This is a genomic window from Pseudomonas sp. EZ-C24, from assembly GCF_014525325.1.
Taxonomy (GTDB): Bacteria; Pseudomonadota; Gammaproteobacteria; order Pseudomonadales; family Pseudomonadaceae; genus Aquipseudomonas; species Aquipseudomonas shirazensis.
This window is the reverse complement of sequence record NZ_JACDIU010000012.1, coordinates 110,677-131,293: the sequence shown is the minus strand read 5'-3', so window position 1 is coordinate 131,293 and position 20,617 is coordinate 110,677. Positions and strand designations below refer to the sequence as shown.

Here is a 20,617-nt window from a genome sequence, read left to right as displayed (position 1 = left end):
TGAATCAGAAAGGGCCGCAGCGCGGCCCTGGGTGCAGTGATCAGGCCGCGACACCGGCATCTGCGGTCAGGCCCGCCGCTTCGATGGCGCTGATTGCGCACTGCTCATCGATATCCGAAGTATCGCCGCTGATCCCCACCGCACCCAGCACCCTGCCCTGCTGATCACGAATCAGCACGCCCCCTGGCGCCGGCACCACCGGCCGCTCGCCCAAACCATTCAATGCGGCAAAAAACGCCGGTCGCTGCTGCGCATCCAACGCCAGCAGACGCGAGCCCTTGCCCAGGGCAATTGCACCCCAGGCCTTGCCGGTCGCTACCTGCGGGCGCAGCAGGCTGGCGCCGTCTTCACGCTGCAAGGTCAGCAGATGCCCGCCGGCATCCAGCACCGCCACGGTCAGCGGCGCAGCGTTGATCTTGCGGCCTGCGGCCAGCGCGGCGTTCACCAGGCTGACAGCGACTTTGAGGGTCAAAGTGGTCATGGAAAGGTCCTCTTCTTGTTGTGAGAAGCCCTGAGGGCAGTTGAAATCCAATGGCATAAATAGAACACAACTACGATTATCTTTGTATACAATATTTTTAGACGATCGTGCACGATCAGACGAAACGCCGTTTTCACGGGCATTCCGACCGAAGCGTTTGCTGCCGACGAAAATGGATTGACCTAGGCCACCGAGCGTGAATACACTCTGGCCAAGAGCAAGTTGTATACAATTACAAAATCGATGAGGCACAACCCATGAGCAAAATGAGAGCAATCGATGCAGCCGTTCTGGTCATGCGCCGGGAAGGTGTAGATACCGCATTCGGCATCCCAGGGGCCGCTATCAACCCGCTGTACTCGGCCCTGAAGAAAGTCGGTGGCATCGATCACGTCCTCGCTCGCCACGTCGAAGGTGCCTCGCACATGGCCGAGGGTTACACCCGCGCCAACCCGGGCAACATCGGCGTGTGCATCGGCACTTCCGGCCCAGCCGGTACCGACATGGTCACTGGTCTGTACAGCGCCGCCGCCGACTCCATCCCGATCCTGTGCATTACCGGCCAGGCGCCGCGTGCACGTCTGCACAAAGAAGACTTCCAGGCCGTCGACATCACCAGCATCGTCAAGCCGGTGACCAAGTGGGCAACCACCGTGCTCGAGCCAGGCCAGGTCCCTTACGCATTCCAGAAGGCTTTCTTTGAAATGCGCAGCGGCCGTCCAGGCCCGGTGCTGATCGACCTGCCGTTCGACGTGCAGATGGCCGAGATCGAATTCGACATCGACGCCTACGAGCCACTGCAGATCAACAAGCCAGGCGCTACCCGCGTGCAAGCGGAAAAAGCCCTGGCCATGCTCAATGACGCCGAGCGCCCATTGCTGGTGGCCGGTGGCGGCATCATCAATGCCGACGCCAGCGACAAGCTGGTCGAGTTCGCCGAACTGACCGGCGTGCCGGTCATCCCGACCCTGATGGGCTGGGGCACCATCCCGGACGATCACCCGCTGATGGTGGGCATGGTCGGCCTGCAGACCTCGCACCGCTACGGCAACGCGACCCTGCTCAAATCGGACATGGTGTTCGGTATCGGTAACCGCTGGGCCAACCGCCACACCGGTTCTGTCGATGTCTACACCGAAGGCCGCAGCTTCGTTCACGTCGACATCGAACCGACCCAGATCGGCCGCGTGTTCACCCCGGACCTGGGCATCGTTTCCGATGCTGGCAAGGCGCTGGATATGTTCCTGGAAGTGGCCCGCGAGTGGAAAGCCGCCGGCAAGCTCAAGGACCGCAGTGCCTGGTTGGAAGACTGCCAGCAGCGCAAGGCCAGCCTGCAGCGCAAGACCCACTTCGACAACGTGCCGGTCAAGCCGCAGCGCGTCTATGAAGAGATGAACAAGGTATTTGGCAAGGACACCTGCTACATCAGCACCATCGGTCTGTCGCAGATCGCTGGCGCGCAGCTCCTGCACGTGTACAAGCCGCGTCACTGGATCAACTGCGGCCAGGCCGGCCCGCTCGGCTGGACCATCCCGGCGGCCCTCGGTGTGGTCAAGGCCGACCCGCAACGCAAGGTCGTCGCGCTGTCTGGTGACTACGACTTCCAGTTCATGATCGAAGAGCTGGCCGTTGGCGCGCAGTTCAATCTGCCCTACGTCCACGTGCTGGTGAACAACGCCTACCTCGGCCTGATCCGTCAGTCTCAGCGTGGCTTCGAGATGGACTACTGTGTACAACTGGCGTTCGAGAACATCAACTCGACCGAAGCCGGCAGCTACGGCGTCGATCACGTTGCAGTCGTCGAAGGTTTGGGTTGCAAGGCCCTGCGTGTATTCGAGCCAAGCGAAATCGCCCCTGCCCTGCTCAAGGCGCAGAAGATGGCCGAAGAGTTCCGCGTACCGGTCGTGGTTGAAATCATTCTCGAGCGCGTCACCAACATTTCCATGGGCACCGAAATCAACGCGGTCAACGAGTTCGAAGACCTCGCCCTGGTGGGCAACGACGCCCCTACCGCTATTTCGCTGCTCGACTGATTGCCTGACGCCCCCGCGCCGGTTGTGCCGGGGGCTTTCATTTGCAAGGAGATCACCATGCCTCGCTTCGCTGCCAACCTGTCCATGCTGTTTACCGAGCAGGACTTTCTGGCCCGCTTCAAGGCCGCCGCCGACGCTGGCTTCAGCGGTGTCGAATACCTCTTCCCGTACGATTTCAGCGCCGCTGAAATCAAGGCGCAACTGGACGCCAATGGCCTGACCCAGGTGTTGTTCAACCTTCCTGCGGGCGATTGGTCGACAGGTGAGCGCGGGATTGCCTGCCACCCCGACCGCGTCGAAGAATTCCGCGCCGGTGTCGACAAGGCCATCGCCTACGCCAAGGTGCTGGGCAATACCCAGATCAACTGCCTGGCGGGCATTCGCCCACAGGGTCTGGAATGCGCCACCGTGCGCAAGACCTTTGTCGACAACCTCAAGTTTGCCGCCGACAAGTTGCAGGCCGCCGGGATCCGCCTGGTCATGGAAATGATCAACACCCGCGACATCCCTGGCTTCTACCTGAACACCACGCAGCAAGCACTGGACATTCAGACCGAGGTCGCCAGCGCCAACCTGTTCCTGCAGTACGACATCTACCACATGCAGATCATGGAAGGTGACCTGGCGCGCACCATCGAAGCCAACCTGCCGCGGATCAACCACATCCAGCTGGCCGACAACCCTGGCCGCAACGAACCCGGCACCGGTGAGATCAACTACCGCTTCCTGTTCGAGCACCTGGACCGCATCGGCTACAAGGGCTGGGTCGGCGCCGAGTACAAGCCGCTGACCACCACTGAAGCGGGCCTGGGCTGGCTGAAGACGCACAACGCGATCTGATCGGGCTGCGCCTGGTTCATCGAGATTCGACAATTACAAAAGAGGGTATCTCTCATGGCTAAAATCGGTTTTATCGGCACTGGCATCATGGGCAAGCCCATGGCCCAAAACCTGCAAAAAGCAGGTCACAGCCTGTTCGTTTCGACCCATCACGACGCAGCACCGGCTGACCTGATCGCCGCTGGCGCGGTGGCCCTGGCCAATCCAAAGGAAGTGGCTCAGGAAGCTGAATTCATCATCGTCATGGTCCCGGATACCCCGCAGGTCGAAGCTGTCCTGTTCGGTGAAAACGGCGTTGCCGAAGGTGTTGGCCCGAACAAGATCGTCATCGACATGAGCTCGATCTCGCCCACCGCGACCAAAGCCTTTGCCGAGAAGATCAAAGGCACTGGCGCGGCCTATCTGGACGCCCCGGTGTCCGGCGGCGAAGTCGGCGCCAAGGCAGCCACCCTGAGCATCATGGTCGGTGGTTGCCCGAAAGCCTTCGAGCGCACCCTGCCGCTGTTCGAGCTGATGGGCAAGAACATCACCCGCGTCGGCGGTAACGGTGACGGCCAGACCGCCAAGGTCGCCAACCAGATCATCGTCGCGCTGAACATCCAGGCAGTTGGCGAGGCGCTGCTGTTCGCCGCCAAGAACGGCGCGGACCCAGCCAAGGTGCGTGAAGCACTGATGGGCGGTTTCGCTTCGTCGAAGATTCTTGAAGTGCATGCCGAGCGCATGATCAAAGGCACCTTCGATCCAGGCTTCCGCATCAACCTGCACCAGAAGGACCTGAACCTGGCCCTGCAAGGCGCCAAGGAGTTGGGCATCAACCTGCCGAACACCTCCAACGCGCAGCAAGTGTTCAGCACTTGCGTAGCACTGGGTGGCGGCAACTGGGACCACTCGGCATTGATCAAGGGCCTGGAGCACATGGCCAATTTCTCGATCCGCGACGAGAAGTGATTTGAATTGATTTGAATCCGGGGGTTTGCGACGCAGCCCCCAGGGGTCTCTGACCCGCAACCGAGCAACACCCGCCCCTGGTTCAGCCTGCACGGAGGTCGTTCCGGGGGCGTTTTTTTATTACGCATAACAACAAGAATTTTGGGAGCCTGCCATGTCGGTCGATCCGCAACAATTTCTGCGCGAGCTGTTCGACACAGCCATCGCCGCCGCCCACCCAAGCCAGGTCCTCGAAGCCTACCTGCCTGCCGACCGTAGCGGCCGGGTCATCGTTATCGGCGCCGGCAAGGCCGCCGCAGCCATGGCCGAAGTGGTCGAAAAAACCTGGCAAGGTGAAGTCTCCGGGCTGGTCGTGACCCGCTATGGGCACGGCGCCAGCTGCCAGAAAATCGAAGTGGTCGAAGCTGCCCATCCTGTTCCCGATGCCGCCGGCCTGGCCGTGGCCAAGCGCGTGCTGGAGCTGGTCAGCAACCTCACTGAAAGCGACCGGGTGATCTGCCTGCTGTCTGGCGGCGGCTCTGCCCTGCTCGCCCTGCCAGCCGCAGGCCTGTCCCTGGCCGACAAGCAACAGATCAACAAGGCCCTGCTCAAGTCGGGCGCGACCATCGGCGAGATGAACTGCGTGCGCAAGCACCTCTCGGCGATCAAGGGCGGCCGCCTGGCCAAGGCCTGCTGGCCGGCCACGCTGTACACCTATGCCATTTCCGATGTGCCCGGCGACCTCGCCACCGTGATCGCCTCCGGCCCGACGGTGGCCGATCCGAGCACCTCGGCGCAAGCGCTGGCGATCCTCAAACGCTACAACATCGAAGCGCCGCAAGCGGTCATCGACTGGCTCAACAACCCGGCTTCGGAAACCGTCAAAGCCGACGACCCGGCCCTGGCCCGCAGCCACTTCCAATTGATCGCCAAGCCCCAGCAGTCGCTGGAGGCGGCAGCCGTGAAAGCCCGCCAGGCCGGCTTCAGCCCGCTGATCCTCGGTGACCTTGAAGGCGAGTCGCGCGAGGTGGCCAAGGTGCATGCCGGCATCGCTCGGCAAATCGTCCAGCACGGCCAGCCGCTGAAGGCGCCCTGCGTGATTCTCTCCGGCGGTGAAACCACCGTGACCGTGCGCGGCAATGGCCGTGGCGGGCGCAACGCGGAGTTTTTGCTCAGCCTCACCGAAAACCTCAAAGGCCTACCGGGCGTGTATGCCCTGGCCGGCGACACCGACGGCATCGATGGCTCGGAAGACAATGCCGGTGCCAGCATGACTCCGGCCAGCTATGCCCGCGCCGCCGCCCTGGGGCTTTCGGCCAGCGATGAGCTGGACAACAACAATGGCTACGGCTACTTCGCCGCGCTCGACGCCCTGATCGTAACCGAGCCGACCCGTACCAACGTCAACGACTTCCGCGCCATTCTGATTCTCGAGACTGCCCAATCATGACGCCTGATAAAAAAGTCAAAATCCTCGCCACCCTCGGCCCTGCCATCAACGGCATCGACGATGTACGCCAGCTGGTCGCAGCCGGGGTGAATATCTTTCGCCTCAACTTCAGCCACGGCGAGCACGCCGACCACGCCCTGCGCTATCAGTGGATCCGCGAAGTCGAGCAACAGCTGAACTACCCGCTGGGCATCCTCATGGACCTGCAAGGGCCCAAGCTGCGCGTCGGTCGCTTTGCCGAAGGCAAGGTCCAGCTGCAGCGTGGCCAGGCCCTGCGCCTGGACCTGGACAGCACCCCGGGCGACAGCCACCGGATCAACCTGCCGCACCCGGAAATCATCGCTGCATTGCAGCCAGGCATGGACTTGCTGCTCGACGATGGCAAGCTGCGCCTGCGCGTAACCGCCAAGCATGACGACGCCATCGATACCGAAGTGCTGGCCGGCGGCGAGCTGTCCGACCGCAAGGGTGTCAACGTGCCGCAGGCGGTGCTCGAGTTGAGCCCGCTGACCGCCAAAGACCGTCGCGACCTGGCCTTCGGCCTGGAGCTTGGGGTGGACTGGGTGGCGCTGTCGTTCGTGCAGCGCCCTGAGGACATCATCGAAGCGCGCGAGCTGATCGGCGACCGCGCTTACCTCATGGCCAAGATCGAGAAGCCGTCGGCGGTCGACCAGCTGCAGGCCATCGCCGAGCTGTCCGACGCAATCATGGTTGCCCGTGGCGATCTGGGCGTGGAAGTCCCCGCCGAGAGCGTGCCGCAGATCCAGAAGCACATCATCAACACCTGCCGCCAGCTCGGCCGCCCGGTGGTGGTGGCAACGCAGATGCTCGAATCGATGCGCTTCTCGCCTGCGCCAACCCGCGCCGAAGTCACCGACGTCGCCAACGCGGTCGCCGAAGGCGCCGATGCGGTGATGCTGTCGGCGGAAACCGCCTCCGGTGACTATCCGCTGGAAGCCGTACAGATGATGAGCAAGATCATCCGCCAGGTTGAAAACGGCCCGGATTACCAGGCACAGCTCGACGTCGGCCGGCCAAGAGCAGAGGCCACCACCTCGGATGCGATCAGCTGCGCAATCCGCCGTATCAGCGGCATTCTGCCGGTGGCGGTGCTGGTCAACTACAGCGAGTCCGGGGCCTCGACCCTGCGCGCCGCCCGCGAACGGCCACGGGCACCGATTCTCAACCTGACGCCAAATCTGGTGACGGCGCGCCGCCTGAGCGTGACCTGGGGCGTGCATTCGGTGGTCAACGACCGCCTGCGCCAGGTCGACGAAATCTGCTCGACCGCACTGGAAATCGCCCAGGCGCAAGGCATGGCCAGCATCGGCGATACGCTGCTGATCACCGCCGGGGTGCCGTTTGGCAAGCCGGGCACGACCAACACGCTGCGCATCGAGACTTTGATCTAGGACCGTATTGGGCTGCTTTGCAGCCTTCGCCGGCAAGCCCGCTGCCACACAAAACCCTGTGGGAGCGGGTTCACCCGCGAAGGCCGCAGAGCGGCCCAAAAGACCAACCGCGGAACCGAGGCCCAAAGAGGCCCACCGCCAACTTCAACCTACTGACTGCCCATGTACACACAAAATTTCGTCACCCCGTGCCCCGACTGGGCCACGGCGCTTCTCAACGGCTTCAGCCAGGTATTGCTGCAGCGTAGCCCGCTGTGCGGCCTGTGTTGTCTGCTCGCCATCCTCCTGACCGCCCCGCAGTTGGTCGGTGGTGCCCTGCTGGGCGCGCTGGCAGGGTTGCTCACGGCGCAGCGGCGCGGCTACGACCGGGCTGATCGCCAGGCCGGCCTGTACAGCTACAACGGCGTCCTGATCGGCATCCTGTTCAGCGCAGTGTTGCCATGGTCAGTGATTCTGCCGCCGCTGATCATCGCCGCCAGTGGCCTGTCGAGCATCCTCGTCCATCAATGGCGCAAACGCGGCGCCTGCCTGCTGCCGGCCTATACCGCACCGTTCGTCCTGCTCGGCTGGGCCGCGCTGCTGGCTGCGCAGCCGTCTGCCGCCGGCACAGCGGTCACTGCCGAGCCTCTGCAGGCACTGGCGCGTGGCCTGGGCCAGGTGTTTCTGCTGGAGCAGCCGCTGGCGGGGCTGCTGATCGCCATCGGTTTGTTCCTGTCCAATCGCAGCGCTGCACTCTGGGCTTTGTTCGGCTCAGGCCTGGGCGCCTGCGTTGCGCTGCTCATGGGCGATGTCCACAGCGCCGGGATGGGCTTGCTCGGTTTCAATGCCGCGCTGGCGGCACTGGCCTTTTGCGGCCAGCGCGAACGGCCGTGGCTGCCGCTGCTGGCGATCATCCTGGCCATCGCCTTGCAACCGCTGTTCAACCTGCTGCCGGTGGCCGCCTTGACCGCGCCGTTTGTGGCCGCCTGCTGGTTGCTGCACCTGAGCAGCCGCCTGCCGCGCGGGCTGGCGGGCGGTAAACCACGCCGCTTGCACAGCTGAGGGGCAAGCCCTAGGCTCTGCCCATTGCATAATGGAACGCGCCCCATGAACTCCCCGGCGAGCCTGCGCGAGCGGCTCTACATTCTGGTTTTTCAATCCGACACCACCGCTGGCAGACGCTTCGACAAGACCCTGCTGCTGATCATTCTGGCCAGCCTGGTGGTGGTGATCCTCGACAGTATCGATGAGGTTCACCAGAACTATTCAGGCCTGCTCGCCGCCATCGAGTGGGGCTTTACGGCGATCTTTCTCGCTGAATACCTGACCCGCCTGTACTGCTCGCCCAAGCCGCTGCGCTATGCCTTCAGCTTCTACGGCCTGGTCGATCTGCTGGCCATCGTGCCGGGCATCATCGCCTTGTATTACAGCGACGCCCAGTACCTGCTGATCATCCGCGTGATCCGCATGCTGCGGATCTTCCGCGTGCTCAAGCTGAGCCCGTACCTCAAGCAGGCCAACTACCTGATGAGCGCGCTGCGCGGCAGCAAGCAGAAGATCATCGTGTTTCTGGTCAGCGTATCGACTCTGGTGACCGTGTTCGGCACCTTGATGTACGTGGTCGAAGGGCCCGAGCATGGCTTCACCAGCATCCCCAAAGGCATCTACTGGGCGATCGTCACCCTGACCACCGTGGGCTTTGGCGATATCGTGCCGAAGACGCCGCTGGGCCAGGTGCTGTCGTCACTGGTGATGATCACCGGTTACTCGATCATCGCCGTGCCGACCGGCATCTTCACCGCCGAGCTGGCCAACGCCATGCGTGGCGAACAACTCCAGCACGACTGCCCGACCTGCCGTAAAAACAGCCATGAGCACGGCGCTGCGTTCTGCTCGCGCTGCGGCAATGCGCTGTTCCCCAGGAAGGAATAACCAAAGCGTATTTCGTTCTTTAAACGCTTGGGAAACACCCGCTATAGTCGCAGGCACTCTGCCATTAACTGTTTCAAGAACAAGGATCGCGTCGTGAAAAAACTGTTTACCGCCTCGCTGCTCGCCGCAGGCTTGACCCTGGGCAACCTGGCCCAGGCCGCGCCGACGCTGCTCAACGTTTCCTATGACGTGATGCGCGATTTCTACAAGGACTACAACGCCGCTTTCCAGAAGCACTGGGAAGCCGAGCACAAAGAGAAGATCAACCTGCAGATGTCCTTCGGCGGTTCGAGCAAGCAAGCGCGCTCGGTGATCGATGGCCTGCCGGCTGACGTCATCACCATGAACATGGCGACCGACATCAATGCCCTGGTCGACAACGGCAAGCTGGTCCCGGACAACTGGGTCACGCGCCTGCCAAACAACAGCGCGCCGTTCACCTCGGCCACCGTGTTCATCGTGCGCAAAGGCAACCCGAAAGCGCTGAAAGACTGGCCTGACCTGCTCAAGGACGGCGTCCAGGTGATCGTGCCCAACCCCAAGACCTCCGGCAACGGCCGTTACACCTACCTCTCGGCCTGGGGCTACGTGCTGAAAAACGGCGGCGACGAAAACAAGGCCAAGGACTTTGTCGGCAAACTGTTCAAGCAGGCGCCAGTGCTCGACACCGGTGGCCGGGCGGCTACCACCACGTTCATGACCAACCAGATCGGCGACGTGCTGGTCACCTTTGAAAACGAAGCCGAAATGATCGCCCGCGAATTCGGTCGCGATCAGTTCGAAGTGGTCTACCCAAGCGTATCGGCCGAAGCCGAGCCGCCGGTCACCGTGGTCGACAAGGTGGTCGACAAGAAGGGCACCCGCGCCGCCGCCGAAGAGTATCTGAAGTACCTGTGGTCGCCACAAGGCCAGGAAATCGCTGCCAACAACTACCTGCGCCCGCGTGATCCAGCGGTACTGGCCAAGTACACCGACCGCTTCCCGAAAGTCGACTTCCTTTCGGTAGAGAAGACCTTCGGTGACTGGCGCACGGTGCAGAAGACCCACTTCAACGACGGTGGCGTGTTCGACCAGATCTACACCGGCCAGTGATCGACTGACGCTTGCCAGAGCAATCCGGGCCAGGCCATGGCCCGGATTGCATCGAACTTCCCTCGCCTTCGGCAATCAGTTCCTTGAGTAACCCCCCACGCCCGCCACGGCCCAAGGAGTACTCCAGTGCTGCGCTTGCTAACCCCGCTACTTCTCAGCCTATTGCTGAGCACTTCACTCTACGCCGCTGACCCCGCGCCTGCCGAAGCTCCCGCCGAAGAACCTGCTCCGGTGTTGCAGGGTGGCTTGCTGGGTGCCCTGGCCGATGGCCTCGACAGTGCAGCCAAAGACCTCGACCTCGATGCCCATGTGCTGGACACCTGGCGCCTGCGCACCGACCGCGCCAGCAAAGAGGTGGAGCGCCTGGTCGACCGCCACTCGGGGCACGACGGCCTGCAACTGATCGGCGATTTTGTTCTGCTGACGATAGCCTGGGCCGCCAGTTTCTCGCTGCTCAGCCTGCTCGGCCGCTGGCTCGCCGCCCGCTGCGCGCGCACCGCCCTGCTGCAACGGCGCAAGCGCCTGCGTGGCTTGCTGAGGTACTTGCTGCCCTATACCTTGCCGGCCCTGGCGAGCTTGCCGCTGACGCTGTATGCCAGCCGCTTTCTCGACCCATCGATTGCCCGCGCACTCGGCCTGAGCCTGGCCTACGCGACCAGCAGCGGCCTGTTCTCGACTTCGATCATCCTCTGCCTGATCACCCTGTTCGATGCAGGCCACAAACGCCCTGCCGTCGCCGTGATCAGGCAGATGGCACCGCGTGCGTTGTTCATGATCGGCTTTCTCGCGGCCTGGAGCGACGCGCTGACCAGCCCGCAGATCGCTCGCCAGGTCGGCGGCAATATCACCGCCAGCATCGCCGTGATCACCGGCCTTATCGCCACCTTCATCTTTGCCAGCCTGGTCCTGCGCCTGCGCCGGCCGGTGGGTCACCTGATCCGCAACCGCGACCTGCATGATCGCCTGCACCACCGTGCAGTGCAGGAGACCCTGCGGATCTTCTCCAAGCTGTGGTACCTGCCGATCCTGATGATGATTCTGGTCTCGGCGATCAACCTGATCGGTGCCGGCGAAGAGAGCCAGAAAGCCCTGCAGAATGCCCTGCTGACTACCGTGCTACTGGTGGCCACGCTGTTCCTCAGCACCCTGCTGCAACACCTGCTGGCGTCACGCAAGGTTGATACGCAGCAGAAGGTCCGCCCCTACAAGGAGCTGCTACGCAGCCTCGCCCATGCGCTGTTGCGCATCGCCATGGCGATTACCTTTATCGAGCTGCTCGGGCGCATCTGGGGTTTCTCGGTGATCGACTTTGCCCTGAGCAACCGCCTCGGCCAGGCCATCAGTAACTCGATTTCAAGTATCGGCCTGATCCTGCTGGTGACCTGGCTGCTGTGGGTGGTGCTCGACACCGCCATTCAAGAGGCGCTGAAGCCACCCGTCGGCAAGCGCAGCTCGCGCCAGCCCAGCACTCGCGTGCGCACCATCCTGCCGATGCTGCGCAATGCGGTGAAAGTTATCCTGGTAGTGATCTGCACCATCACCACCATGGCCAACCTGGGCATCAACGTTGCGCCGCTGCTGGCCGGTGCCGGGGTAATTGGCCTGGCCATCGGCTTTGGTTCGCAGCAGTTGGTGCAGGATGTGATCACCGGGCTGTTCATCCTGATCGAAGACACCATTTCGATCGGTGACTGGGTGGTGCTCGACTCCGGCCACGCCGGCACGGTCGAGAGCCTGACCATCCGCACCCTGCGCTTGCGCGACGGCAAGGGCTTCGTCCACTCGGTGCCGTTTGGCCAGATCAAGGCGGTTACCAACCAGTCGCGGCAGTTTGCCTATGCGTTCTTCTCGGTGCAGTTCACCTACGACAGTGACGTCGATCAGTCGCTGGCGTTGATTCACGAAGTGGGCAAGTCGATCAGCGAAGACCCACTGCTGCGGATCAACCTGCAAGGGCCGCTGCAGGTGTTCGGCGTCGACCGTATGGACCTTAACGGGTTCGTCCTGACCGCGCAGTTCCGAACCATTTCCGGTGGCCAGTACGCGGTCAGCCGAGCCTTCAACGAACGCCTGAAAAAGCGCGTCGATCAAACCGACAACGTCGCTTTCGCCCAGGTCTACCCGATGCCCGCCCAGGCCCGCGCATTGCCTGCCTGAAACCTGCCAAGCACTGTCGCCCTCGCTGTCGAGGGCGGCAGCTCATAGTTGGCGGAACACCAGCGCCTTCAAGCCACCCTCAGGATCAGCATCGGCAAACTCCGGCGGATTCTGCAGACGCTCGATGAACTGCAAGCCCGGTGCCTGTTCGGCCATGCCCTGGATCAGGAAGTCCGAGCCAATCGCCGGGTCGTTGACACACGCCAGCACCGTGCCGCCTGCGCTGAGCAACTCGGGCAAGCGGCGCAGGATTTTCGCGTAGTCCTGGGTCAGCACAAAGCTGCCGCGCTGGAACGTCGGCGGGTCGATGATGATCAGGTCATACGGCCCGTACTTGCGCACTTTGCCCCATGACTTGAACAGTTCATGACCCAGAAACGCCACCTGGCTCACATCATGGCCATTGAGCCGATGGTTCTCGCGTCCACGCGACAGTGCCGACTTGGCCATGTCCAGATTGACCACCTGAGCAGCGCCGTTGGCGATTGCCGCCACCGAGAAACCGCAGGTATAGGCGAACAGATTGAGTACCCGCTTGCCAGCGGCGTGCTCACGCACCCAGCGCCGGCCATAGCGCATGTCCAGAAACAGACCGTTGTTCTGGCGCACGCCCAGATCGAGCAGGTAGGTCAGGCCGTCTTCGACCACCTCACGCTGCTGCACCGGCTCGCCGAGCAACCACTGGCCGGGGCTGTCGGGCAGGTAACGGTGCTGAATCAAAATCGCCTCGCCGGTCCACAGTGGGCGCTCGGCCAGTGCCCGCAGCATCGCCTCGAGCTCAGCCAGCTGGCCCTCGGGTGGCTCGCGGAACAACGCCACCAGCAACACCCCCTGCAGCCAGTCGACCGTGATCTGCTCAAGCCCTGCCCAGCAGCGGCCACGGCCATGGAACAGGCGCCGGGTTTCCAACGGAGCAGGGTCGAGAGCGGTGAGCAGGTGCTGCTCGAGGGTATCAATCACGGAGGTCATGGGCGCGTCGCTGAGGCTCAAAAGAGGGCATTCTACCCGCTTCAACTGCGCTCAGTCGCATGGGCTTGGCGCCGCTTTGACCGGGGCGCGAAACCACCAGCCTTGTTGCATGCCGGCAGCGGCCAGCAGAATCAACGCCACCCCCAGCCACTGCAACGGCGCCAACCGATGGCCAAAGGCGAACCAGTCGACCAGGATCGCCGCAATCGGGTAGATGAACGACAGCGCGCCGGTCAATGCAGTCGGCAGACGTTGGATCGCGCTGTACAGCAGCACATACATCAGCCCGGTATGGACGATGCCCAGGGTCAGCAAACTGGCCAGCGCCGGCAGTTCAGCGGGCAACCCGCCAAGCTTGACCCACGGCGCCAACAGGACGATGCCGGTGCTGACCTGGATCAGCGCGATCAAGTGCGGCGGCGTACCGCTCAGGCGCTTGATGATCAACGCCGCAACCGCATACAGCAACGCCGCCCCAAGGGCCAGGGCAATCCCCAGCAGATAGTCGCTGCCACTGCTCTGGCCGTTGCCGTGGGCACTGACGATGGCCAGCATGCCGACGAACGCCACCCCCAGCCAGCTCAGTTTGGCCAGGGTGATCTTCTCGCCGAGAAACACCGCAGCCAGGCCGACCAACAGAAACGGCTGCACGTTGTATACCGCAGTACCGATGGCAATCGACGCCCGCGAATACGAGGCGAACAGCAGCACCCAGTTACCGACGATAGCCACCCCGCTGACAATCGCCAGCAACACGGCGCCGCGGCTGATCACGCCGGACTTGAGCAGGCCCAGGCTCGCGCAGATCACCAGTAACGCCCCCGCGCCGAACACACAGCGCCAGAACACCACCTCCAGCACCGGTTGCCCGGACACCAGTACGAACCAGCCAATCGTCCCGGAAATAAGCATGGCAACGATCATTTCCAGCGAACCACGGCGTATTGAACTGTCCATCGGCCACCTCCGTTGATGATGTCAACAGTATGACGAGGGCAAGCTGCCGCCTTCTAGCGGATAACCAAGGCAAAAATCGCCATTCACCTTTACGATCAAGGCAAATTAGAGGCTTTACCTAACGAGGTGCTTATGACCGATGCCATCGACCAACTGCTGATCACCGCCCTGATGGAGGATTCGCGTCGCTCGCTCAAGGCGCTGGCGCAGATCAGCGGGCTTTCAGCGCCCAGCGTCAGCGAGCGGCTGCGCCGGCTGGAAGAGCGCGGCGTGCTCCGCGGTTACACCGTCGAGATCGACCCGCGCTGTTTCGGCTATCAGTTGCAGGCGATTGTGCGCATCCGCCCACTGCCCGGCCAACTGCAGGAAGTCGAGCGCCAGATCATCGCGATTGCCGAGTTCACCGAGTGCGACAAAGTGACCGGCGAGGACTGCTTTATCGCCCGCCTGCATGTGCGCTCGATGGAGCAACTGGACAGCTTGCTCGACCGCATCAATGTCCTGGCCGAAACCAACACCGCAATCATCAAGAAGAGCCCGGTGAAACGCCGCCTGCCGCCGATGGCCGAGTGAGCGGCTTTCCTGCAGACCGGCACGGCCAGATTGTGCTGCTTATTTTTTGTACACAGGATTGTCACCTAAGGTGCCATTTTTGTGTGCACTTCTGGGAAGCACAGCACCAAGACGTTACACGCGCGGCGCGAGATAATTTGACCGATTGATCAGTAATGTAAGTTGGTAAAAAATTTAACTTGTTCAATCGGTCAACTTATAAACAAATTAATTCAGTAAGTTAGAGATTTAAATAAAGAGTTCACGGAACAGTAAATTGTGAACTTGCACACCCGATGGCATGGAACTGGCTTTGCTGTGCTTGTGTTTTGTATACAACTTGAACAAAACCTAAATACACAACAACGCGCAGCGCCTGCCCCAAGCAGGCCGCAGCCTCCAGAACCCAGTGATGCCAAGGTTCAGCCGTGACCAGACGAGACCGTGCACTCTCGCCCCTCACTGCAACCTGCGCATCAGGAGCCGCCGGAATGAGTAGCAGCCTCGACATTGCCCCTGAACTATCCGTCGCCAGCACCGCCCAGCCGTCAACCTTGACCGGCGCATCGCCGGCCCTCGAACTCAGCCCGCGCCTGCACAACCGCGACCTCGCGCCGACCCGTCTCGAGGGCCGACGCTGGGGCGGTTACAGCATCTTCGCGCTGTGGACCAACGATGTGCACAACATCGCCAACTACTCGTTCGCCATGGGCCTGTTCGCGCTCGGCCTGGGTGGCTGGCAGATTCTCCTGTCGCTGGCGATCGGCGCAGTGTTGGTGTACTTCTTCATGAACTTGTCTGGCTACATGGGGCAGAAGACGGGTGTGCCCTTCCCGGTCATCAGCCGCATCGCCTTCGGCATCCACGGCGCACAGTTGCCGGCATTGATTCGCGCCGTGATCGCCATCGCCTGGTTCGGTATCCAGACCTATCTCGCCTCGGTGGTACTGCGGGTATTGCTCACCGCCATCTGGCCGCAGGTGGCCGCATACGATCAAGACAGCATCCTTGGCCTGTCGAGCCTGGGCTGGGTGTGCTTCGTCGCGATCTGGCTGGTGCAGCTGGTGATCCTTGCCTACGGCATGGAAATGGTGCGCCGCTATGAAGGCTTCGCCGGCCCAGTGATTCTGCTGACAGTCGCGAGCCTGGCCGGTTGGATGTACTTCCAGGCCGACACACGCATCGCCTGGTCGGTGTCCGAGCCGCTGACCGGATACGAAATGTGGCGCAATATCTTTGCCGGTGGTGCCTTGTGGCTGGCGATCTACGGCACCCTGGTGCTGAACTTTTGCGACTTCGCCCGCTCATCGCCGTGCCGCAAGACCATCCGCGTCGGCAACTTCTGGGGCCTGCCAGTGAACATCCTGGTGTTCGCTGTGATCACCGTGGTGCTCAGCGGTGCACAGTTCAAGATCAACGGCCACATCATCGACAGCCCCACCCAGATCGTTGCGACCATCCCTAATACGCTGTTTCTGGTACTGGGTTGCCTGGCGTTCCTGATCGTCACCGTCGCGGTGAACATCATGGCCAACTTCGTCGCCCCTGCATTTGTCCTGAGCAACCTCGCCCCGCGCCACCTGAACTTCCGCCGCGCCGGCCTGATCAGCGCCACGCTGGCGGTACTGATCCTGCCGTGGAACCTCTACAACAGCCCACTGGTGATCGTCTACTTCCTGTCCGGCCTGGGCGCCCTGCTCGGCCCGCTGTACGGGGTGATCATGGCCGACTACTGGTTGCTGCGCAAAGGCCAGATCAACGTGCCTGAGCTGTACAGCGAGAACCCGGCTGGCGCCTATCACTACACCCGCGGCATCAACTGGCGGGCGATGGCGGCCTTCGCACCGGCGGCGCTGCTGGCCATCATCCTTGCGCTGGTACCCAACTTCCACGGCGTGGCGCCGTTCTCCTGGTTGATCGGTGCGGGCATCGCGGCTGCGCTGTACCTGCTGATTGCCCCGCGCAATCGCCAATACCACGACGTCAGCGGCGAGTGCATCGCCGTCGACCACAGCAGCCATTGATCAAGGAAGAATCTGCATGCGCATTCTTATCGTCAACGTCAACACTACCGCAGCCATCACCGAGGCTATTGCCGAGCAAGCCCGCAGCGTCGCCGCGCCAGGCACCGAGATCGTCGGCCTGACGCCGTACTTTGGCGCCGAGTCGGTGGAGGGCAATTTCGAAAGTTATCTGGCGGCCATCGCCGTGATGGACCGCGTACTGGCTTACGACCAGCCCTATGACGCGGTGATCCAGGCAGGCTACGGCGAGCATGGCCGCGAGGGGCTGCAGGAGCTGCTCGATGTGCCAGTGGTAGACATCACTGACGCCGCCGCCAGCACCGCCATGTACCTCGGCCACGCCTACTCGGTGGTAACTACCCTGGACCGCACCGTACCGCTGATCGAAGATCGCCTGAAACTCTCCGGGCTGTATGACCGCTGCGCCTCGGTACGGGCCAGTGGCCTGGCGGTGCTGGAGCTTGAAGAGGACCCTCAGCGGGCAGTGGATGCCATCGTCGAACAGGCCGAACGCGCTGTACGCGACGACAAAGCCGAGGTGATCTGCCTTGGTTGCGGCGGCATGGCCGGCCTCGACGAGCAGATTCGCCAGCGCACCGGGGTGCCGGTGGTGGATGGTGTCAGCGCTGCGGTAACCATTGCCGAGTCGCTGGTGCGGCTTGGCCTGAGCACCTCCAAGGTACGCACCTACGCGACCCCGCGGGTGAAAAAGGTCGTCGGCTGGCCAATGCGCCTGGGCCGCTGATCAGCCCTGCCCGGCTCAGGTCGGGCAGGCCTTGTTGCCACCATCCAGACCCTGACGCACGTTACGGCTGAGCATGCTCGCCTTGCCGTCGTGCCAGGTCAGGGTAATCACATACAAACTGTCGAAATCCTCGTTGCTCCAGTCCTCGGTGATGACTCGCTCGTCACCCAGGGCCTTGCCGGCCACGGCATTGATCAGATCAGGCAGGTAACCGTGCGACCAGGCGGTGTAGACGGTGGCGTTGCGGTACTTGTCGGTCAGCAGCTCGTCGGCCAACTCGTCGTAGTCATTGGCGCCGAAGTCGATATTGACCGGCAGACCGAGGCGAATGGCGCTGGGGCTGATGGTCATCAGCGGGCGAATGTAGCTGTAGCGCTGGTCCTGGCTACCCTCTTCGACGTGCCGCGAGGGGTTGGCAGCGAAGACATAATCGGCATCGCCGAACCGCTCCGGCAGCACACTGGCCAACTCGATGGCCCGATTCAGACCCTGGCAATTCAGCTGGCCAAGACCTTCGCCAGGCTTCTCTGCGTGGCGCAGAAACACCAGAGTCTGGGTGCCATCGACCGGCTCTTCATGGTTGTGCACCACGGCATAGGTCAGGGGCACCAGGACTGCCGCAAACGCAGTGGCAAGGTAGAGATGACGGCGTCGCAAGGACTGCAGCAACTTCATGGCGATGGACTCATCCGACAAAAGAAGGAAGGCGTCCGTGCCTGCATTTCGTGATCACCTGCACAGGCTGGCGAGCCAGCCGTGCAAGCGGGACCATCTTGACCTAGAAATGTGAACGAAATTCATTCGCCGGGGCAAACTTGCCGGGTGAAGTTGTTACAGTTTCAGTCGTCGCGGGTCAGCACTTCGAGCAATTCGATCTCGAAGGTCAGGTCGGAATTGACCGGAATCGCGCCGACGCTGCGCTCGCCGTAGGCCAGGTGCGCCGGCACCTGCAGCTTGCGCTTGCCGCCGACACGCATGCCCATCAGGCCCTGATCCCAGCCTTTGATCACCCGGCCGCTGCCGATCACGCACTGGAACGGCTTGCCGCGCGACCAGGAGGAATCAAACTCGCTGCCATCGGCCAGCCAGCCGGTGTACTGGGTGGTGATCAATGCGCCCTTGACCACAGCCTTGCCGTCGCCTTCGAGCAGGTCGGTGATCTGTAATTCGTTGTTCATGAAGCTCCTTGGGAAAGCTGCGCTGCACTCAGATGAACACGCTGCCCTTGAGGTACAGCGCGCCGTGGCCGCTGATGATAACCCGGCCGTTGCCGAGCACCTCACAGTGCAACTGGCCTTTGCGCGCACCGCCCTGCTCGCAGCGCAGGCTGCTTTGCTCCAGACGCTGCGCCCAGTACGGTGCCAGCGAAGTGTGCGCCGACCCGGTCACCGGGTCTTCATTGACGCCCACCCGAGGGCCGAACCAGCGGGTGACGAAGTCAAAACCGCGGCCCGGCGCAGTCACCGCAATACCGCGCACATCGAAGGCTGCCAACGCGGCGAAGTCCGGGCGCAGGGTCTCGATCAACGACACGTCGTCAATCGCCACCAGGTAGTCATCGCTGCGGTACACCTCACGTGCGCTGTCCAGACCGAGCGCCTCCAGCAAGCCTGGCGGGGTCGCTACCGGCTGCGGCTGCTTGGCCGGAAAGTCCATTTCCAGCATGCCGTCAGCGCCACGGCTGACCCGCAGCTCGCCGCTGCGGGTACTGAAGCGCAGCACCTCAGCCTGCTCGCCAAGTTGCTCGAACAACACCCAGGCCGAGGCCAGGGTGGCGTGCCCGCACAGGTCGACTTCCACCGCCGGGGTAAACCAACGCAGCTGGTAGCCGTCGCCGTGCTTGACGAAGTAGGCAGTCTCGGACAGGTTGTTCTCTTCGGCGATGCGCTGCAGGGTGGCATCGTCCAGCCACTGCTCCAGCGGGATCACTGCTGCCGCGTTACCGCCGAAAGGTTTGCTGGAAAAAGCGTCTACCTGAAAGATCTCGAGTTGCATGCAATAAGCTCCACTGTCCATGACTGGCCGGGTAAAAATTCAGCTGCGAACGGGGGTCAGCACCGGTTCGCCAGCAAAAAACGCCTGCAGATTGCGCAGCACCAGGGTCACCGTATCGCGTGCGGCCTCGGGCGACTGCCCGGCCACATGCGGGGTCAGCACGGTGTTGCCGAGTGCCTTGAAGGCGTCGGGTACATTGGGTTCGTCGTCGAATACATCGAGTGCCGCGCCAGCGATCCAGCCCTGCTCCAGCGCCTCGAGCAAGGCGGCGCTGTCGACCACACTGGCGCGGGCGATATTGACCAGGTAGCCCTCTGCACCGAGTGCTTTGAGCACATCGGCGTCGACCAGATGCTGCGTCGCAGCGCCGCCGGGTGTAGCAATCACGAGGATGTCGACCGCCTCGGCCAGACGCAGCGGGCTGTCGTACCAGGTGTAGGCAAGCTCTTTACGAGGTGTACGGCTGTGGTAGCTGACCGGCATGTCGAAGCCCAGCGACGCGCGTTTGGCAATCGCCTGGCCAACAGCACCGAGGCCGATGATGCCCAGGCGCTTGCCCGACACCGACGGGCTGATCACCCGGTTCCACTCACCGCGGCGAGTGCTTGCGTCAGCGTTGGGGATATTGCGCAACAAGGCCAGCAGCAGGGCCAGGCTGTGATCGGCGACTGCTGCAGCGTTGGCGCCGGCGCCGTTGGTGACGGTGATGCCACGAGCTGCAGCGGCGGTCAGATCGACCTGTTCATAGCCGGCACCGATCACACAGATGATCTGCAAGTGTGGCAGCGCCTGAATCTCGCTGGCAGTCAGACCAAGTGGGCCGCGGGTGAGCACCGCGTCGATCTCATCGGCCTGCTGAGCGATGGCCGCAGCGCGCAGCTGCGCATTCGGCGCACGAATCAGTCGATAGCCCGCCTGCTCCAGCAGCGGCAGGTAATCGTCGACGGTTTCAACCAGTACCAGGACTGTCTTGCTCATGCACCCTCCGGCTCTATGCGAGGAGGGATTATGCGGGGTCAGGGGCAAGTACAGTCAATCGAAGAATTGCCCTTCAACTGTACTGTACCGGCCC

The 20,617-nt window shown here is 62.6% G+C and carries 19 protein-coding genes; 12 read left to right on the top strand and 7 right to left on the bottom strand.

Annotated features, from left to right (window positions below):
* Positions 1 to 40 precede the first annotated feature (40 nt).
* Complete coding sequence (locus tag IDM28_RS07410) at positions 41 to 481, bottom strand: GlcG/HbpS family heme-binding protein (RefSeq protein WP_101317970.1); 441 nt, start codon at positions 479 to 481, stop codon at positions 41 to 43.
* 257 nt (positions 482 to 738) lie between these two features.
* On the opposite strand from IDM28_RS07410, the gene gcl reads away from it, so the two are divergent.
* The 9 genes from gcl (at position 739) to IDM28_RS07365 (ending at position 12,303) form a co-directional block, all read left to right on the top strand.
* Positions 739 to 2,514 carry a glyoxylate carboligase gene (gene gcl / locus IDM28_RS07405; RefSeq protein ID WP_150572697.1) on the top strand — a complete coding sequence of 592 codons (1,776 nt, stop codon included), beginning with the start codon at positions 739 to 741 and terminating at the stop codon, positions 2,512 to 2,514.
* A 57-nt stretch (positions 2,515 to 2,571) separates the two neighbouring features.
* A complete protein-coding gene (gene hyi / locus IDM28_RS07400) occupies positions 2,572 to 3,354 on the top strand; it encodes a hydroxypyruvate isomerase (RefSeq protein WP_103436688.1) in 783 nt (260 codons plus the stop codon).
* Positions 3,355 to 3,408: 54 nt separating this feature from the next.
* The gene (locus IDM28_RS07395; RefSeq protein WP_188035638.1) at positions 3,409 to 4,302 is read left to right on the top strand and encodes a 2-hydroxy-3-oxopropionate reductase; all 894 of its coding nucleotides are present in this window, start codon (positions 3,409 to 3,411) and stop codon (positions 4,300 to 4,302) included.
* 154 nt (positions 4,303 to 4,456) lie between these two features.
* On the top strand, positions 4,457 to 5,731 hold the full coding sequence (locus IDM28_RS07390; protein WP_188035637.1) for a glycerate kinase: 1,275 nt from the start codon (positions 4,457 to 4,459) through the stop codon (positions 5,729 to 5,731).
* Complete coding sequence (gene pyk, locus IDM28_RS07385; RefSeq protein WP_150569747.1) at positions 5,728 to 7,143, top strand: pyruvate kinase; 1,416 nt, start codon at positions 5,728 to 5,730, stop codon at positions 7,141 to 7,143. Before IDM28_RS07390 ends, pyk begins: the two co-directional genes overlap by 4 nt.
* A gap of 162 nt (positions 7,144 to 7,305) precedes the next feature.
* The gene (locus IDM28_RS07380; RefSeq protein WP_101317958.1) at positions 7,306 to 8,184 is read left to right on the top strand and encodes an urea transporter; all 879 of its coding nucleotides are present in this window, start codon (positions 7,306 to 7,308) and stop codon (positions 8,182 to 8,184) included.
* 45 nt (positions 8,185 to 8,229) lie between these two features.
* Positions 8,230 to 9,054, top strand: a complete 825-nt coding sequence (locus IDM28_RS07375; protein ID WP_150569749.1) for an ion transporter — start codon at positions 8,230 to 8,232, stop codon at positions 9,052 to 9,054.
* A gap of 93 nt (positions 9,055 to 9,147) precedes the next feature.
* Positions 9,148 to 10,146: a sulfate ABC transporter substrate-binding protein gene (locus tag IDM28_RS07370; protein WP_150569750.1), complete on the top strand. Its 999-nt coding sequence runs from the start codon at positions 9,148 to 9,150 to the stop codon at positions 10,144 to 10,146.
* A 126-nt stretch (positions 10,147 to 10,272) separates the two neighbouring features.
* Positions 10,273 to 12,303, top strand: a complete 2,031-nt coding sequence (locus IDM28_RS07365) for a mechanosensitive ion channel family protein (RefSeq protein ID WP_101317950.1) — start codon at positions 10,273 to 10,275, stop codon at positions 12,301 to 12,303.
* A gap of 42 nt (positions 12,304 to 12,345) precedes the next feature.
* Here IDM28_RS07365 and IDM28_RS07360 read toward each other — a convergent pair whose 3' ends face one another.
* Together IDM28_RS07360 and IDM28_RS07355 are read right to left on the bottom strand one after the other, a co-directional pair.
* Positions 12,346 to 13,272, bottom strand: a complete 927-nt coding sequence (locus IDM28_RS07360) for a class I SAM-dependent methyltransferase (protein WP_188035636.1) — start codon at positions 13,270 to 13,272, stop codon at positions 12,346 to 12,348.
* A gap of 51 nt (positions 13,273 to 13,323) precedes the next feature.
* Positions 13,324 to 14,229 carry a DMT family transporter gene (locus IDM28_RS07355; protein ID WP_150569751.1) on the bottom strand — a complete coding sequence of 302 codons (906 nt, stop codon included), beginning with the start codon at positions 14,227 to 14,229 and terminating at the stop codon, positions 13,324 to 13,326.
* A gap of 132 nt (positions 14,230 to 14,361) precedes the next feature.
* Between IDM28_RS07355 and IDM28_RS07350 the strand changes: the two genes are divergently transcribed.
* The 3 genes from IDM28_RS07350 (at position 14,362) to IDM28_RS07340 (ending at position 17,550) form a co-directional block, all read left to right on the top strand.
* Positions 14,362 to 14,802, top strand: coding sequence for an Lrp/AsnC family transcriptional regulator (locus IDM28_RS07350; protein ID WP_101317946.1), 441 nt, complete (start codon positions 14,362 to 14,364; stop codon positions 14,800 to 14,802).
* Positions 14,803 to 15,272: 470 nt separating this feature from the next.
* Positions 15,273 to 16,805, top strand: coding sequence for an NCS1 family nucleobase:cation symporter-1 (locus IDM28_RS07345; protein WP_188035635.1), 1,533 nt, complete (start codon positions 15,273 to 15,275; stop codon positions 16,803 to 16,805).
* Positions 16,806 to 16,821: 16 nt separating this feature from the next.
* Complete coding sequence (locus IDM28_RS07340) at positions 16,822 to 17,550, top strand: aspartate/glutamate racemase family protein (RefSeq protein WP_150569752.1); 729 nt, start codon at positions 16,822 to 16,824, stop codon at positions 17,548 to 17,550.
* A gap of 15 nt (positions 17,551 to 17,565) precedes the next feature.
* Here IDM28_RS07340 and IDM28_RS07335 read toward each other — a convergent pair whose 3' ends face one another.
* The 4 genes from IDM28_RS07335 to IDM28_RS07320 form a co-directional block, all read right to left on the bottom strand.
* On the bottom strand, positions 17,566 to 18,225 hold the full coding sequence (locus IDM28_RS07335; RefSeq protein ID WP_150572706.1) for a histidine phosphatase family protein: 660 nt from the start codon (positions 18,223 to 18,225) through the stop codon (positions 17,566 to 17,568).
* Between the two features lie 164 nt (positions 18,226 to 18,389).
* Positions 18,390 to 18,728 (bottom strand): FKBP-type peptidyl-prolyl cis-trans isomerase, encoded by a 339-nt coding sequence (locus tag IDM28_RS07330; protein ID WP_101317938.1) that lies wholly within the window; start codon positions 18,726 to 18,728, stop codon positions 18,390 to 18,392.
* A 28-nt stretch (positions 18,729 to 18,756) separates the two neighbouring features.
* Positions 18,757 to 19,545: a PhzF family phenazine biosynthesis protein gene (locus tag IDM28_RS07325; RefSeq protein WP_150569754.1), complete on the bottom strand. Its 789-nt coding sequence runs from the start codon at positions 19,543 to 19,545 to the stop codon at positions 18,757 to 18,759.
* 39 nt (positions 19,546 to 19,584) lie between these two features.
* Positions 19,585 to 20,523 carry a 2-hydroxyacid dehydrogenase gene (locus IDM28_RS07320; RefSeq protein WP_101317934.1) on the bottom strand — a complete coding sequence of 313 codons (939 nt, stop codon included), beginning with the start codon at positions 20,521 to 20,523 and terminating at the stop codon, positions 19,585 to 19,587.
* Positions 20,524 to 20,617: the final 94 nt, after the last annotated feature.

Coding starts and splice junctions, on each gene's coding strand:
- IDM28_RS07410 (WP_101317970.1), bottom strand. CDS start 481: ATGACCACTTTGACCCTCAAAGTCGCTGTCAGCCTGGTGAACGCCGCG.
- gcl (WP_150572697.1), top strand. CDS start 739: ATGAGCAAAATGAGAGCAATCGATGCAGCCGTTCTGGTCATGCGCCGG.
- hyi (WP_103436688.1), top strand. CDS start 2,572: ATGCCTCGCTTCGCTGCCAACCTGTCCATGCTGTTTACCGAGCAGGAC.
- IDM28_RS07395 (WP_188035638.1), top strand. CDS start 3,409: ATGGCTAAAATCGGTTTTATCGGCACTGGCATCATGGGCAAGCCCATG.
- IDM28_RS07390 (WP_188035637.1), top strand. CDS start 4,457: ATGTCGGTCGATCCGCAACAATTTCTGCGCGAGCTGTTCGACACAGCC.
- pyk (WP_150569747.1), top strand. CDS start 5,728: ATGACGCCTGATAAAAAAGTCAAAATCCTCGCCACCCTCGGCCCTGCC.
- IDM28_RS07380 (WP_101317958.1), top strand. CDS start 7,306: ATGTACACACAAAATTTCGTCACCCCGTGCCCCGACTGGGCCACGGCG.
- IDM28_RS07375 (WP_150569749.1), top strand. CDS start 8,230: ATGAACTCCCCGGCGAGCCTGCGCGAGCGGCTCTACATTCTGGTTTTT.
- IDM28_RS07360 (WP_188035636.1), bottom strand. CDS start 13,272: ATGACCTCCGTGATTGATACCCTCGAGCAGCACCTGCTCACCGCTCTC.
- IDM28_RS07355 (WP_150569751.1), bottom strand. CDS start 14,229: ATGGACAGTTCAATACGCCGTGGTTCGCTGGAAATGATCGTTGCCATG.
- IDM28_RS07350 (WP_101317946.1), top strand. CDS start 14,362: ATGACCGATGCCATCGACCAACTGCTGATCACCGCCCTGATGGAGGAT.
- IDM28_RS07345 (WP_188035635.1), top strand. CDS start 15,273: ATGAGTAGCAGCCTCGACATTGCCCCTGAACTATCCGTCGCCAGCACC.
- IDM28_RS07340 (WP_150569752.1), top strand. CDS start 16,822: ATGCGCATTCTTATCGTCAACGTCAACACTACCGCAGCCATCACCGAG.
- IDM28_RS07335 (WP_150572706.1), bottom strand. CDS start 18,225: ATGAAGTTGCTGCAGTCCTTGCGACGCCGTCATCTCTACCTTGCCACT.
- IDM28_RS07330 (WP_101317938.1), bottom strand. CDS start 18,728: ATGAACAACGAATTACAGATCACCGACCTGCTCGAAGGCGACGGCAAG.
- IDM28_RS07325 (WP_150569754.1), bottom strand. CDS start 19,545: ATGCAACTCGAGATCTTTCAGGTAGACGCTTTTTCCAGCAAACCTTTC.
- IDM28_RS07320 (WP_101317934.1), bottom strand. CDS start 20,523: ATGAGCAAGACAGTCCTGGTACTGGTTGAAACCGTCGACGATTACCTG.